The 14,057-nt window shown below is 61.2% G+C and carries 13 protein-coding genes; 4 read left to right on the forward strand and 9 right to left on the reverse strand.

The features are described from left to right. The first annotated feature begins 37 nt into the window (after positions 1-37). On the forward strand, positions 38-520 hold the full coding sequence (locus NXC14_RS19200) for a DUF992 domain-containing protein (RefSeq protein WP_085779485.1): 483 nt from the start codon (positions 38-40) through the stop codon (positions 518-520). A 30-nt stretch (positions 521-550) separates the two neighbouring features. Here NXC14_RS19200 and NXC14_RS19205 read toward each other — a convergent pair whose 3' ends face one another. The 6 genes from NXC14_RS19205 to NXC14_RS19230 all read right to left on the reverse strand — a co-directional run bounded on the left by NXC14_RS19205 (position 551) and on the right by NXC14_RS19230 (position 7,350). Then, positions 551-1,945, reverse strand: coding sequence for an NAD(P)(+) transhydrogenase (Re/Si-specific) subunit beta (locus NXC14_RS19205; RefSeq protein ID WP_085779486.1), 1,395 nt, complete (start codon positions 1,943-1,945; stop codon positions 551-553). A 7-nt stretch (positions 1,946-1,952) separates the two neighbouring features. Further along, the gene (locus tag NXC14_RS19210) at positions 1,953-2,351 is read right to left on the reverse strand and encodes a proton-translocating transhydrogenase family protein (RefSeq protein ID WP_085779487.1); all 399 of its coding nucleotides are present in this window, start codon (positions 2,349-2,351) and stop codon (positions 1,953-1,955) included. Further along, positions 2,351-3,499, reverse strand: a complete 1,149-nt coding sequence (locus NXC14_RS19215) for a Re/Si-specific NAD(P)(+) transhydrogenase subunit alpha (protein WP_085779488.1) — start codon at positions 3,497-3,499, stop codon at positions 2,351-2,353. The genes NXC14_RS19210 and NXC14_RS19215 overlap by 1 nt, the downstream gene beginning before the upstream one ends. 207 nt (positions 3,500-3,706) lie before the next feature. Further along, entirely contained in the window at positions 3,707-3,931 is a 225-nt protein-coding gene (locus tag NXC14_RS19220) for an aa3-type cytochrome c oxidase subunit IV (protein ID WP_011426827.1), read from the reverse strand. 224 nt (positions 3,932-4,155) lie between these two features. Further along, the gene (locus tag NXC14_RS19225) at positions 4,156-4,908 is read right to left on the reverse strand and encodes a hypothetical protein (RefSeq protein ID WP_085779489.1); all 753 of its coding nucleotides are present in this window, start codon (positions 4,906-4,908) and stop codon (positions 4,156-4,158) included. Positions 4,909-5,046: 138 nt separating this feature from the next. After that, positions 5,047-7,350 carry an EAL domain-containing protein gene (locus tag NXC14_RS19230; RefSeq protein ID WP_085779490.1) on the reverse strand — a complete coding sequence of 768 codons (2,304 nt, stop codon included), beginning with the start codon at positions 7,348-7,350 and terminating at the stop codon, positions 5,047-5,049. 317 nt (positions 7,351-7,667) lie between these two features. Here NXC14_RS19230 and NXC14_RS19235 point away from each other — a divergent pair, with 317 nt between their 5' ends. Continuing rightward, a complete protein-coding gene (locus NXC14_RS19235; RefSeq protein ID WP_085779491.1) occupies positions 7,668-8,207 on the forward strand; it encodes a TRAP transporter small permease subunit in 540 nt (179 codons plus the stop codon). Between the two features lie 20 nt (positions 8,208-8,227). After that, a complete protein-coding gene (locus NXC14_RS19240) occupies positions 8,228-9,721 on the forward strand; it encodes a TRAP transporter large permease subunit (RefSeq protein WP_085779492.1) in 1,494 nt (497 codons plus the stop codon). Positions 9,722-9,802: 81 nt separating this feature from the next. On the opposite strand, the gene NXC14_RS19245 is transcribed toward NXC14_RS19240, so the two are convergent. Then, complete coding sequence (locus NXC14_RS19245) at positions 9,803-10,909, reverse strand: TRAP transporter substrate-binding protein (RefSeq protein WP_085779493.1); 1,107 nt, start codon at positions 10,907-10,909, stop codon at positions 9,803-9,805. Between the two features lie 288 nt (positions 10,910-11,197). Between NXC14_RS19245 and NXC14_RS19250 the strand changes: the two genes are divergently transcribed. Then, positions 11,198-11,977, forward strand: coding sequence for a gamma-glutamyl-gamma-aminobutyrate hydrolase family protein (locus tag NXC14_RS19250; protein WP_085779494.1), 780 nt, complete (start codon positions 11,198-11,200; stop codon positions 11,975-11,977). Between the two features lie 13 nt (positions 11,978-11,990). Here the strand turns inward: NXC14_RS19250 and NXC14_RS19255 are convergent, their stop codons facing one another. Together NXC14_RS19255 and NXC14_RS19260 are read right to left on the reverse strand one after the other, a co-directional pair. Next, on the reverse strand, positions 11,991-12,956 hold the full coding sequence (locus NXC14_RS19255) for a 2-hydroxyacid dehydrogenase (RefSeq protein WP_085779495.1): 966 nt from the start codon (positions 12,954-12,956) through the stop codon (positions 11,991-11,993). A gap of 27 nt (positions 12,957-12,983) precedes the next feature. Then, entirely contained in the window at positions 12,984-14,006 is a 1,023-nt protein-coding gene (locus NXC14_RS19260) for a LacI family DNA-binding transcriptional regulator (protein WP_020922290.1), read from the reverse strand. Between the last annotated feature and the right edge of the window lie 51 nt (positions 14,007-14,057).

Raw genomic sequence — 14,057 nt, forward strand, 5'->3', positions numbered from 1 at the left:
ACCCGTTTCGGACAGGTCGTTTTCAAGGAGAAGGACCATGTTCAAGCAAACGATGATCGCCACCGCGGCTCTGACCGCGGCTGCCTGGGCAAGCCCGGCGAGCGCGGAAAATTATGTGACGCTTGGCCGTCTGGTCTGCGGATCGGATGGCGGTCAGGGTCTGATCGTCACCTCGCAGAAGAACCTCATCTGCACCTATACACCGGCAGCCGGCGGCGCCAAGGCGGTCTATGCCGGCAAAATCGAGAAATTCGGCCTCGATATCGGCCAGACGGGCAAGAGCGTGATGATCTGGCAGGTCCTGGCAAAGACCGGCACCGATATGCCGCAATTCGCCCTTGCCGGCGAATATTACGGAGTCGGCGCTGATGCGAGCATCGGTGCGGGCGCCGGCGCCAAAGTGATCGCCGGCGGCACCAATAAGGCTTTCATGCTGCAGCCTCTGAATGTTCAGGCCCAGGAAGGGCTGAACCTGGCGATCGGCGTCGAGAAGATGACGCTGGTGCCGGGCGAAATATGAGAAAGCAGCCCCGAAGGGCGGCTCATCGGCTCAATGCGCGATCGCCTTGTTGATATCCTCGGTCATTTTCTTGGCGTCGCCGAGCAGCATCATCGTGCCGTCCTTGTAGAACAGCGTGTTGTCGATGCCGGCATAACCCGAACCAAGCGAGCGCTTGACGAAAAGGCAGGTCTTCGCCCGATCGACGTCGAGGATCGGCATGCCGTAGATCGGCGAGGTCTTGTCGTCGCGCGCAGCCGGATTGGTGACGTCATTGGCGCCGATTACATAGGCGACGTCGGCCTGGGCAAATTCCGAATTGATGTCCTCGAGCTCGAAGACCTCGTCATAGGGAACATTGGCTTCGGCCAGCAGCACGTTCATATGGCCGGGCATGCGGCCTGCGACCGGGTGGATCGCATATTTCACCTCGACGCCGTTCTTCTTGAGATTATCGGCTAATTCGCGCAGCGCATGCTGAGCCTGAGCGACCGCCATGCCGTATCCCGGCACGATGATGACCTTCGAGGCATTGGCCATCAGATAGGCCGCATCCTCGGCGGAGCCGAGCTTGACCGTCCTGTCTGACGTGTCGGTCCCGCCGGACGCCGACTCGCCGCCGAAACCGCCGAGAATCACGGAGATGAAGGAGCGGTTCATGCCCTTGCACATGATATACGACAGGATGGCGCCGGAGGAGCCGACGAGCGCTCCGGTGATGATCAGCGCCAGATTGCCGAGCGTGAAGCCGATGCCGGCCGCAGCCCATCCGGAATAGGAGTTCAGCATCGAAACGACGACGGGCATGTCGGCGCCACCGATCGGCACGATCAGCAGAACACCGAGCGCCAGCGACAGTGCCACGACCGCCCAGAAGTCGAAATGGCTTTCGGTCGCGGCAAGGCCGATGATGAAGAGCACGATCAGCGCCAGCAGAGTTGCATTGATCAGGTGCCTGTAGGGCAGCAGGATCGGCTTGCCGGACATGCGCCCGTCAAGCTTCAAGAAGGCGATGATCGAGCCGGTGAAGGTCAGCGCCCCGATCGCCACGCCGAGCGCCATTTCGATGCGCGCCTCGGTGTGGATATGGCCGATCTCGCCGATACGGAAAGAAGCTGGTGTATAGAGCGCCGAGGCAGCCACCAGCACGGCGGCAAGCCCGACCAGCGAGTGGAAGCCGGCGACGAGCTGCGGCATCGAGGTCATGGCGATGGTGCGGGCGACATAGGCGCCGACGCTGCCGCCGATGGCAAGGCCGAGGATGATCAGCACGAACCCGCCGAAGTTGGGCGTCGCCAGCACCAGCGTCGTCAGGATGGCGATACCCATGCCGATCATGCCGAAGAGATTGCCCTTGCGGCTGGTGGCCGGATGGGAGAGGCCGCGCAGCGCCAGAATGAAGAGAACGCCGGAAACGAGGTAGAGGAAAGCTGCGATACTGGTCATCGATCCCTCACCTGTCCTTCTTGCGGTACATCGAAAGCATGCGCTGCGTGACCAGGAAGCCGCCGAATATGTTGACCGAAACCAGCACCAGGGCGACGAAACCGAAACCGGTCGCAAGACCGCTTGTGGAGATGCCGACCGCCAGCAGCGCGCCGACGACGATGACCGACGAGATCGCGTTGGTCACTGCCATCAGCGGCGTATGCAGCGCCGGCGTCACCGACCAGACGACGTAATAGCCGACGAAAATCGACAAGACGAAGATCGCCAGCTGGAAGACGAAGGGATCGATCGCCCCGCCGGTCGCCGCACTTGCCGCTTCCGGAGCCTGCGCGGCTGCAGTGGCAACGGCCGTCACCGCTTCGTTCAACTGCTGCAGCGCTCTGTCCATTGCTTCACTGGCCATCACACGTCTCCCTTCTTCGCGCCGCCGAAGGCGGGATGAACCACGTCGCCGGCATAGGTCAGCATCGTCGCCTTGACGAGCTCGTCGTCGAGGTTGACGACGACCGCCTTCGTTTCCTTGTTGACCATCGTCTCGAGGAAGGTGACGAGGTTCTTGGCGTAAAGCGCCGAGGCGCTGGCCGCGACCCGGCCCGGCATGTTCGCAAAGCCGATCACGCTGACGCCGTCGACGTCGGCGACCTCGCCGGCAACGACCCCCTCGATATTGCCGCCGCGCTCGACCGCGAGGTCGACGGCGACCGCACCCGGCTTCATCGAGGAAAGCATGGCGCGCGAAACGAGCCGCGGCGCCGGCCGGCCGGGAATGAGAGCCGTGGTGATGACGATATCCTGCTTGGCGATGTGTTCGGCGACGAGGGCTGCCTGCTTCGCCTGATAGTCTGCGGACATTTCCTTGGCATAACCGCCGGCCGTTTCCGCCGCCTTGAACTCCTCGTCCTCGACGGCGATGAACTTGGCGCCGAGTGAGGCGACCTGCTCTTTGGCGGCCGGGCGCACGTCGGTCGCCGAGACTGCGGCACCCAGGCGGCGCGCGGTGGCGATCGCCTGAAGACCGGCGACGCCGGCGCCCATGACGAAGACCTTGGCCGCCGGCACGGTGCCTGCCGCCGTCATCATCATCGGCATCGCGCGGTCGTAGACCGCCGCGGCCTCGATGACGGCCTGGTAGCCGGCGAGATTGGCCTGAGAGGAGAGCACGTCCATGGACTGCGCACGGGTGATGCGCGGCATCAGTTCCATGGCGAAGGTCGAAAGCCCGGCGCTTGCGAGTGCGGCAATCGCCTCGTCATTGCCGTAGGGGTCCATGATCGCGATGACAACGGCGCCGCTCTTGTAACCCGCGATTTCCGATGGGCTCGGGCGGCGCACCTTCAGCACCACGTCGGCGGAGGCTGCATCGGCAAAACTGCCGATCCTGGCGCCTACGGCCTCGAATTCGGCGTCCGGAATGCGCGAAGCCGCACCGGCGCCGGCCTCGACGACGACGTCGAAACCGAAACCCTTCATCTTCTTCACGGTCTCGGCGGAGGCCGCGACACGCGTCTCCCCGTCCGTGGTTTCCCTTGCAACGAAAACAATATTGCCCAACTGCCCCCTCCTCCGGGTCAGCCAGACCGCCGCAGGCTCGCCTGCGCAGGCCAAGCACCTAATTCACAAGGCTTCGGAGAAGCCTCCCCTCCCCTTAGAGCGCCTGCGTCCCCCCGGACGCACAAAGACGCTCCAACTCCCTTGAATAGACACATCGTGTTTGTCGAAAATCGAATTGCGATTTTCAGGCCGATGCGCCAGCCGCGATCAGCGGAACAGGAAGATGCCGGCGGCGAGAAGAACGATGAAGACGAAGAGACCGCCGAGGAGGCCGGCGCCGCCGAAGAAACCGGCGGTCATCGCGAGCAGGAGAACGACGAGAAGCATCGTGCCGTATTTCGTGCCGGCAATGAACATGTTGTAGGTCTGCTCATGTTCCTTGTAATCCATCGGCGCGCCGGTCTCGACCGGTCCGGTATGATGTTCGGCCATAAATATCGTCTCCCTGAAATGCTTTTGCGCTGCCTGATTCCCTCTTAGGCCGAGGGAAGTCCCTGCCTGCACGAATTACACAATGACAGGCGAAAGCGCAATGCATGAGAATGCCGCAGCCGCGGGTTCCAAGCCACCTTCTTCCGCAAGGAAAAACGTGAGGGCGCCGGCTGCGGATCTCCTCACTGCTGCATAACCTCTCCTCATTCGCAGAGCAGGAGAAATTACAGCGGCAGGTCGGTGCCGAGTTCACCTTGCGGCACGAAGCGCGCCGTCGGGATGATGGTAAGCGGCGGCAGCGTATCGTGGGGATTGCGCGAAAACATCATGCGCTGTTCGCTGGCGCTGGAGATGAAGAAGGGATAGCGCGTCAACAGCTTGCGCCCGACCTCCACCACATTCGTCGCCATCAGCGTCACATCAACCCCGTAACTCTCCGCCAGTCGGCCGGGCACAATAGTATCGGCATAGAAGACCCGCTTATAGAAGGCGGCATGCGGGGGCCGAACGGACTGAATAACGCGGTCAGCCCGGAAATACGCTGCCGCGACGATGGCGGGTCTCAGCGTCAGGTAGGGAACCCATGGCATGTTGGCGGTGAGCTCCGGGTCCGCCGCGAAACGCGCCGGGTCGATCAAGGTTAGCCCGGCGTCCAGAAGCTCATCCATCGCCTCGGGAAAGGCCTCTCCGGACCGGCTGATACGATGCTCCGGCGTCACATAATGAATTCGGATCGTACTGACCAGTTCGCCATAATAGTAGAGACCGAAGATATAGGCATGGCTGTCGAAATCGACATCGTCCAACAGGCCTTCCGGGGCAAGCGACAGCGCGCCGTGGGCCTTGTAGGCTTTGTAGCGCAGCCGCTCCACCTCCTCCATGTCTTCGCTGCTTTCGACACGGCGATATTCGACATGATCCAGAATTTCCAAAATTTTCGTACTGAAATCACTACGCGTGAACAGTGTGTCTGACATATTTTGATCCACTCGTTAACGGATCATTAATCATACGTCAGTGAGGTTTAGGCAAGAAAATCCGATAATTCGGGCCCTTTATAAAGTATTAAGGTTAACGGCGGGGTATCACAAGAAACATCGGCGGCTACCGAAAGCTCAGGCGACCTTGTTGCGGCGACGTTGGACGGCGCGGCGGCCGACGCCCTGTTGCAGGAGTGGGATGTTCTGGGAAGGCACCGGCCGCGAGAAAACATAGCCCTGTACCAGATCGGTGCTGCGGTGTTTGTTGAGCAGAGCGAGCTGCTCGTCAGTCTCGACACCTTCGATGACGATCTTCAGACCGAGTTCCCGGGCGAGATTGACCGTCCCTCGCAGCAGCTTGAGGCGGCGAGTATCCTCGACGATATTCCGCACGAAGGAGCGGTCGATTTTGACGATATCGAGCGGCAGCGTGTCGAGATAACTGAGGCTGGAGAAGCCGGTGCCGAAATCGTCGATCGCAATCGTGATGCCGCGGGCTCTGAGTTCCGCCAGGATCGCGCGCACAGCCTGCGGCTCGTCGATCAGGCAGCTTTCGGTGACTTCGAGATGCAGCCGCGCCGCGTTGAGCCCGGAATGGGCAAGCGCGTCGGCGACCACCGACAAAATGTCGGCATCGCGCAAATCCCGTGCCGAGAGGTTAACCGAGACGGCGATGTGCTCCGGCCAGGTCATGCATTCGCTGCAGGCCTGCGACAGCACGAAACGGGTGATGTCGGAGATGATGCCCATATCCTCGGCGAGCCGAATGAAGACGTCGGGCGGGATCGAGCCCTTCTCCGGATGCACCCACCGCGCCAACGCCTCGGCGCATTCGATGCGCGAACCGTCAGCCCGGAACATCGGCTGAAAGACGAGGTGCAGCGCCTGCGCCGCGACCGCCTCGCGAAGATCTGCTTTCAGCTTCTGCTGCTCGATATAGCGCCCGTCCATCTCGCGCTCGAAGCCTGATATGCCGCCCTTGAAGCGAGACTTGCTCTCGAACAGCGCAAGATCCGCCTTGACACTCCATTCGTCCATCGCAAAAGCGGAACTTTCGAGAATGGCGTAACCGGCACTAAGCGAAATGAGGAAGGTCAGCTCGTCGACTTCATAATGGCCCTGGATCCCAGCGTGCACGCGACGGATCTCGAGATCGAGTGAGGCCGGCTCCTTCGCATGCGGGAAGAACAGGATGAACTGGTCGCCCATCAACCGGCCGAGGATGGCGCTGCCACAGACCTGTTTGATGCGGGCGGCGATGGCGCAAAGCAGATGGTCGCCGGTGACGTGACCGCGCATGTCGTTGACATGTTTGAACTCGTCGATATCGAGCACCATAAAGCCAAGCGGCCCCGATTTCCTCGGATTCTTGGCGAGATACTCCTGCACCAGCTGGCCGAAATATTCACGGTTCGGCAGGCCGGTCAGCGCATCGAAGCGGACCATATGCATGATCTTCTGCTCGGCCTTCACACGGCTGGATACGTCTTCGAAGATCAGCACCGCGCCACCGTCAGCTCTGCGGCTGGCGGAGAATTCGAGCGACAGGGCCTCGGGAAAGTGAATGAGCGTGCGCGACAAGTTGCCTTCGGCCACCTGGGTGAGCTGGCGCAGGATGAGCTCCGGCTGTGAGGCGTCCATGAAGCTGTAGCGTGCGCCATAGCGCAGCACGGCGCCAAGATCGCGGTCCTTCAGCCGTTCCGGCGCGCCGATTTTCAGCAGTTCGCAGGCCTTGCGGTTGACGACCTGGATGCGGTTTTCGTCATCGACCATGACGAGGCCATGCGGCATGTTGTTGAGCGCCGTGTCGAAACGGTCGGCGATGATGGTGATTTCCCGGCGCGCGATAACATTCTCGTACAGAAATTCGCGCACGCCGTTCGCCATCGCCCGCGTCGTCAGCCAGAAGGGGATGAGAAAGATCGACAGCACGCCGCGATAGAAGTCGAGCGCCAGCAGGCTGCCGACGATCATCGGCAGGCAGCAGAAGGCCGTCTGGAGGTCGACTGCGAAGCGCGAGCCGTAGTTGCGCCCGACAACGGAAACCATGGTCGCCATGGTGACGGAAATGCAGGCAAGCTCCGCAAAGGAATCGTGCACGACGAAGATAGCGTAGCCGCTGGCGATGCCGAGGAGTGCGGTGGTGCAGGATCCGGCGCCAACAAGAATCCGCTCCCAACGCTCGATTCCCCCGCGCGACAGGCTCTGCTTGTCGACATGATCGAACTGCCGGAAGATGGCCATGCGAGCGCTGAAGACCAAAAGGAAGGCGACCGACAGTAGGATGTAGATGGAGTATTGCGTCTTGGCAGCCACAGCAAGGCACGTCGCGACATGGACGATCACGCCGACAAGAAGCGTCATGCGGTTCCCGGAAAGGGAGCTCACAAACGACAAATACACATCAATAGGGACCCTGTTCGGGTTATCTGGCTTCATCCACACTTTCCCTGTGCGCGGGGATTCTAAGCCCAACCCTTTAAAAATTGATTTCAATCGAATCAGACATTTGGTCAAATTTTCTAAAACCATCGGATGAACACCGCAGCCTGCGCGAGATCATGCATCCTCCTGGCGAGAATAAGGAAAGAATTTACCCACGCTTAGGTTGTTAAAACATCGACGGCCGCCTGTTGCGACTTAGACTATGCTCTAACCAGAGGCATTTATCCTTCCAATTTCAAAGGCCGTGGTCTACACCGATTCGAAAGAGGGAAAGCTGCCGAAAAATGGCAGGACAAGAACAAGGGAAACGAATGTCGACACTTTTGGCGGCAAGCCGGCTGATTGATTCGATCAGTCGGATCATGGGCAAACTTTCCGAATATATGGTCCTGTTCTGCTGTCTCATCAGCGCCGGTAATGCCATCGTTCGCTACACCTTCAACTACAGTTCGAACGGCTGGCTTGAGATCCAGTGGTACCTCTTTGCCTTCGTCGTCATGCTCGGCGCCTCGCATGCTCTGCGCAACAATGAGCACGTTCGTGTCGATCTGATTTATGGCGCAGTGTCCGACAAGGCGAAGATCTGGATCGACATTGTCGGCCTCATCCTGTTCCTCATCCCCGTCTGCGTCTTCCTCACCTGGCTCTGCTGGCCCTTCTTCGCGCTTTCCTACCGGCAGGGGGAAATATCGGCCAATGCCGGCGGGCTGATCCGCTGGCCCGTAAAGCTGATCCTCGTCGCCGGCTTCGCGCTGCTTTCCCTTCAGGGCGTTTCCGAGCTGATCAAGCGGATCGCAGCGCTGACCGGCCAAATCAGCATCGACACCAAATACGAAAAGCCACTGCAGTAGCGCTCCCGGGAGGAACGGATTTGTTTGATTTCGGCATCATTCCGCCGGCCATGTTCCTGGGCATGGTCATCTTCATGCTCTACGGCTTTCCGGTCGCCTTTTCACTCGCTGCCGTCGGCCTGTTCTTCGGCATCATCGGCATCGTCACCGGCCATTTCAGCGAAGCCTTTCTGCAAGCGCTGCCGCTGCGCTTTTTCGGCATCGTCTCCAACGACCTCTTGCTCGCCATTCCCTTCTTCACCTTCATGGGAGCGATATTGGAACGCTGCGGCCTTGCCGAGGATCTGCTCGAAGGCACCGGCAAGCTCTTCGGCGGCGTTCCCGGCGGCCTCGCCTATGCCGTCATCCTCGTCGGCGCCGTGCTCGGCGCCATCACCGGCACGGTAGCCGCCTCCGTCATTACCATGGGGGTGATCTCGCTGCCGATCATGCTGCGCTACGGCTACAGCCCGCGCCTTGCCACCGGCGTCATCGCCGCTTCTGGCACCATCACCCAGGTGATCCCGCCCTCGCTCGTGCTCGTCGTTCTCGCCGACCAGCTTGGCAGATCGGTCGGCGACATGTATCTCGGCGCGATCGGCCCCTCGATCCTGCAGGTGACGATTTTCGTGCTCTTCATCCTGGTGATGTCGATCATCCAGCCGAAATCGATGCCGCCGCTGCCGAAAGAGGTGCGCGGCGACTTCAACTGGGCGCTTTTGGCGAAAGTGCTGATGGGCATGGTGCCCTCAATCGTGCTGATCTTCCTCGTGCTCGGTACGATTTTTATGGGCCTTGCGACACCGACGGAAGCCGGCGCGCTCGGCGTCGTCGGCGCCATGGCGCTGGCAGCCATGAACCGCCGTCTCACCTGGCCGCTAATCCGCGAAGCAATGACATCGACCACGCATATTACATCAATGGTGGTGATGATCCTGGTCGGCTCCACCTGCTTCAGCCTGGTCTTCCAGGGCATGGATGGTTCGCGGTGGATCGAGCACATGCTGTCGGGCATTCCCGGCGGGCCGGTCGGTTTCCTGATCTTCGTCAACATCTTCATCTTCGTGCTGGCTTTCTTTCTCGATTTCTTCGAGATCGCTTTCATCGTCATTCCAATGCTCGCGCCCGTTGCCTCCAGCCTTGGGATCGACCTGATCTGGTTCGGCGTCCTGATCTGCGTCAACATGCAGACCAGCTTCATGCATCCGCCTTTCGGCTTCGCGCTGTTCTACCTCCGCTCGATCGCCAGCAAGGACGTCAAGACCTCCGATATCTACATGGGCGCCCTGCCCTGGGTCGGCATGCAGATTATTCTGGTTGCGATCGTGATCTTCTGGCCGCAATCGGTCACCTACTGGCTTGACCATGGCCCCAAGGTCGATCCGAACTCGATCAAGATCGAAGTGCCGGGATTTGGCGGCCAGCTCGGCCTGCCGCCGGTGGGCGGCGGCGGCAACGGCTCGCCGCAGATACCGGGCCTCACCCTGCCGCCGCTGAACGGCCTGCCGGGAGCCCCGCCCGCGCCTGCCAAATAGCCTAACAAAAATAAACCCCGGATCAACGATCCGGGGTTTTTCTTACATTCGCCTAAAGCGTCGATGTCGGTCGCGGAAAGCCTAAAGCTTCCCGGCCCGCTGCTGGATCATCATGAACGTATCGAAGGTGTATTCCGAGAGCTGCATCCACAGATAGGCGTCGCGCTTGAAGGCGGTCTGATCCTCGTAGATCTTCTTGAAATACTGGTTATTGGCCGAGATTTCGCCGTAGATGCCCATTGCCGCCTGGAAGCAGGCTTCCATGATCTCCTGGCTGAACGGGCGCAACGTCGCACCCTCGGCAACGAGTTGTTTCAGCGCCGTCGGGTTTTTCATGTCGTATTTCGCCAGCATGTTGGTGTTGGCGAAGGCGCAGGCGTCGGTGAGCGCTGCCTGATAGTGCTTCGGCAGGTTGCTCCATTTATCCAGATTGAAGAAGGCGTGCACCGTCGGGCCGCCTTCCCACCAGCCCGGGTAATAGTAGTACTTCGCCACCTTGTGGAAGCCGAGCTTCAGGTCGTCATAGGGGCCGACGAATTCCGCCGCATCGATCGTGCCCTTTTCGAGCGCCGGGTAGATGTCGCCGCCGGCGATCTGCTGTGGGACGACGCCGACCTTCTCCATGATGCGTCCGGCAAGGCCGGCAATGCGCATCTTCACGCCCTTCAGATCGTCAAGCGTGTTGATTTCCTTGCGGAACCAGCCGCCCATCTGTGCGCCGGTATTGCCGGCCGGCAGGGCATACATGCCCTGCGTGGCGTAGAACTCGTTCATCAGCGTATTGCCATTGCCTTGGTAGAACCAGGCGTTGGTCAGGCGGCTGTTCAATCCAAACGGGATGGCTGTTCCGAAGGCATAGGCCGGATCCTTGCCGACGAAATAATAGGAGGTGGTGTGGGCTGCCTCGACCGTACCGGCGGCCACCGCATCGACAGCCTGCAGGCCCGGCACGACTTCACCGGCCGCGAAAGGCTGGATGGTGAAATTGCCGTCGGTCGCAGCGGCAACATGCTTGGCGATGTCTTCGGCACCGCCATAGATCGTATCCAGGCTCTTCGGAAACGAAGACGTCATGCGCCAAGCGATCTTCGGATTCTCTTGCGCGATCGCAGGCGCCGCCAGCGCCGTTGCCGCAACCGCGCCGGCACTGGCGGTTCCCGCCTTCTTGAAAAACGAACGACGATCCATCAAAAAACCTCCCGTACAGATGGCACTGCGCGGCCAATCCATCCCTACCCGCAGCGAGGGCAGAGCTAAGCATGGAGGGGGCCGCGATTCAAGCTTTAGTCTATTAGCCTTTGGCATCAGGATAGCAATAGGGAGCGCGCGAGGCGTCCACAATATCAGCAGCTTAGCGCGAGCCCCGGAGCCGCGGCGCCGTTTGCGGTGCAATTGGTCGTCGGACAAAGCCAGGCGTTGACTCCACCGCCGTTCTGGCGGCAAAAACGACCAGCAGAAGATTTTACCGGTGCAAACATGACGAAACCAATCGTTGCCATTCCTGCCGATATCCGCAGCTTCGACGGCGCGACCTGGCATGCCGTGCAGCATCAATATGTCGGTGCCGCATTGAATGCGGCCGGCGTCATGGCCTTCGTGATCCCCGCCTTCGAGGCAGGCTACGATCCCGACGCGGTGCTCGACCGCGTCGATGGTCTGCTGGTATCAGGCTCGGCCAGCAATGTGCATCCCTCGCTCTATGGCGCCAAGGCGACTGACAGGGACGGCCCCTTCGACCCCGCCCGCGACGGCACCAGTTTGCCGCTGATCCGCCGCGCCATCGACCGTGCCATCCCGCTGCTTGCCATCTGCCGCGGCATTCAGGAACTGAATGTCGCTCTCGGCGGCTCGCTGGCAAGCGAGATCCATGAGCAGCCCGGCATCTGGGATCATCGCCGGCCGGAAGGGGTCGACCGTGACGGCATGTATGCCATCCGCCAGACCGTCCATGTCAAGGAAGGCTCCTGCATAGCAGGCATTCTCGGTTCAGGCGATATCCGCGTGAATTCGCTGCATCGCCAGGCTATCGCCAGAACCGCACCGCGCCTGCAGGTGGAAGCCATCGCCGAAGACGGCACCGTGGAAGCCGTTTCCGTCATCGATGCCAAGGCCTTCGCCGTCGGCGTGCAATGGCACCCGGAATATTGGGCCGAAACCGACAAGGCGTCGAACAAGCTGTTTGCCGCCTTCGGCGACGCCGTCCGCAACTACGCCGGCGGCAAACGTCCGGTTATCACGGCACCGGCGACCGCCTAGGAGGCAGTCGAGCTCAGCCGCGCTGAATTTTTTGCGGCGTCTCCGGCACCGGCGTCAGCGCTGCCCCCTTCTCGAACCAGGCGATGAGATTGTCGGCAACCAGATCGGCCATCGCCATGCGCGTGGGCACGGAGGCCGAGGCAACGTGCGGCAGCAGCACCGCATTGGCCGGTTCCAGGAGGCCGGACGGCACGCTCGGCTCTTCGTAGAAGACGTCGAGGCCGGCCGCACCGAGCGCGCCTGAGGCGAGGGCGGCACTCAGCGCCTCTTCGTCGACGGTCCAGCCGCGGCCGACATTGACGAGAACCCCATCCGGACCGAGAGCGGCCAGGACATCGGCGTCGATCGTCTTATGCGTCTGCGGCGTCTTCGGAACGATGGCGATCAGCGTGTCCACCGCCTCCGCCAATCCCTTCAACGTCGGGTGATAATCGTAGGGCGCCTCCGCATGGCGCGAACGCGTGTGATAACTGATCTTCACCTTGAACGGTTCCAGCCGCTTGGCGATCTCGAGCCCGATGCGGCCAAGGCCGTAGAGCCCGACATGGCGGCCCTTGAGCGAGAAACGTGACAGCGGATAAGCCGTGCCCGGCTTCCAATTGCGGGCACGCAGCCAGGCCTCGGCCCGCGGCAGCTCGCGGATCGTGTTCAGGAGCAGGCCGATCGCCGTATCGGCAACCTCGTCGTTCAAAACGTCTGGCGTATTGGTGACGACGATGCCCTTTTCGACTGCACGCTTCACATCCATGCCGTCATAACCGACCCCGAAACTGGCGATCACTTCGACACCAGGCAACTGGTCCATCCAGGCGCCGGGAAAAGCGCCGGAGACGGCAACGCCGCGGATGCGGCCGGCGGTCTCGCTGTCGAGCGCCAGCTTTTCCTCGCGGGCGACAGCAATGATCTCAAAACGATCCTTCAGCCTTTCGAGAACACGCTCGTGTATCTTCCCAGGAACGAGAATGGCGATGCGGGACATGGCTTTTCCTCTTGGACGGGGTCTGGTTCAGGCGCGGGGCCGATGGGGGCTGGTCGACTGGCGGATGCGCATTTCCGGCTTGATGAGATGCATGCCGTCAGGTTCGTGGCTGCCGGCAAGACGATCGAGAAGTGCGCGCGCAGCCAGACGGCCGACTTCGGTCTGGCCGTTCCAGACGGTCGTCAACGCCGGCGTGGCGATCGAGGCTTCCTCGAGATCGTCATAACCCGTGACGGAAATATCGCGCCCCGGCACCAGACCGGCGCGGGCAATGCCGTTCATCAGGCCGATCGCGACGAGATCGTTCCAGCAGACCGCCGCCGTCGGCTTCTGCGGCAGCGAGAGGAAATGCACCGCCGCCTCGAAACCGCCCTGCTTCGAGCGGGGCCCGGGAATGCGCAGATTCGGATCGACTTCGATGCCCGCCTTGCGCAGGGCGTTGACATAGCCCTGGTAGCGGTCGCGGCCGGTGGATGTCTGGTCCGTACCGCCGATCATGGCGATCGAGCGGTGACCGAGACCGATCAGGTGATTGGTGGCGAGCGAGATGCCATAGCTGTCGTCACCGCGATAGGTCGGCAGCTCCAGACCGTCCATCGAGCGGGCGACGAGGATCGCCGGCATGCCGTTCTCTTCCGCCAACTGCAGATCTTCCGGCGGCGTACCGATCGCCGGCGACATGATGACGCCGTCGCCGCCGAGCTGCAGAAGCGTCTCGATGAAGGTGCGCTGCTTTTCGACATTGTCATAATGATTGGAGAGAATGAAGGTATGGCGGCTGCGGTCGAGCTCGCTTTCGATCGCCTTCAGGATTTCGCCGTAGAAAGGGTTCATGATGTCGTGCACGACGACACCGATGATGCCCGAGCGTGAGGTGCGCAGGCTGGCGGCACGCCGGTTGTAGATATAGCCAAGCGCGCGCGCCTGCTCCTTGATCTTCTCCCGCGTATTACCGGCCACCAGCGGGCTGTCGCGCAAGGCGAGCGATACGGTCGCTGTTGAAATGCCGAGCGTTTCGGCGATTGTCGATAGCTTGATCTTCTGGACCACGTGTCCTCCTCCAGGCAGCACGCAAGACAGCAAGACCGCACGGCAACCGGC

It is taken from the genome of Rhizobium sp. NXC14, assembly GCF_002117485.1.
Lineage (GTDB): Bacteria > Pseudomonadota > Alphaproteobacteria > Rhizobiales > Rhizobiaceae > Rhizobium.

Excerpts from the sequence above, each read along its gene's own strand:
- NXC14_RS19200 (WP_085779485.1), top strand. The coding sequence starts at position 38 with ATGTTCAAGCAAACGATGATCGCCACCGCGGCTCTGACCGCGGCTGCC.
- NXC14_RS19205 (WP_085779486.1), bottom strand. The coding sequence starts at position 1,945 with ATGACCAGTATCGCAGCTTTCCTCTACCTCGTTTCCGGCGTTCTCTTC.
- NXC14_RS19210 (WP_085779487.1), bottom strand. The coding sequence starts at position 2,351 with ATGGCCAGTGAAGCAATGGACAGAGCGCTGCAGCAGTTGAACGAAGCG.
- NXC14_RS19220 (WP_011426827.1), bottom strand. The coding sequence starts at position 3,931 with ATGGCCGAACATCATACCGGACCGGTCGAGACCGGCGCGCCGATGGAT.
- NXC14_RS19225 (WP_085779489.1), bottom strand. The coding sequence starts at position 4,908 with ATGTCAGACACACTGTTCACGCGTAGTGATTTCAGTACGAAAATTTTG.
- NXC14_RS19230 (WP_085779490.1), bottom strand. The coding sequence starts at position 7,350 with ATGAAGCCAGATAACCCGAACAGGGTCCCTATTGATGTGTATTTGTCG.
- NXC14_RS19235 (WP_085779491.1), top strand. The coding sequence starts at position 7,668 with ATGTCGACACTTTTGGCGGCAAGCCGGCTGATTGATTCGATCAGTCGG.
- NXC14_RS19245 (WP_085779493.1), bottom strand. The coding sequence starts at position 10,909 with ATGGATCGTCGTTCGTTTTTCAAGAAGGCGGGAACCGCCAGTGCCGGC.
- NXC14_RS19250 (WP_085779494.1), top strand. The coding sequence starts at position 11,198 with ATGACGAAACCAATCGTTGCCATTCCTGCCGATATCCGCAGCTTCGAC.
- NXC14_RS19255 (WP_085779495.1), bottom strand. The coding sequence starts at position 12,956 with ATGTCCCGCATCGCCATTCTCGTTCCTGGGAAGATACACGAGCGTGTT.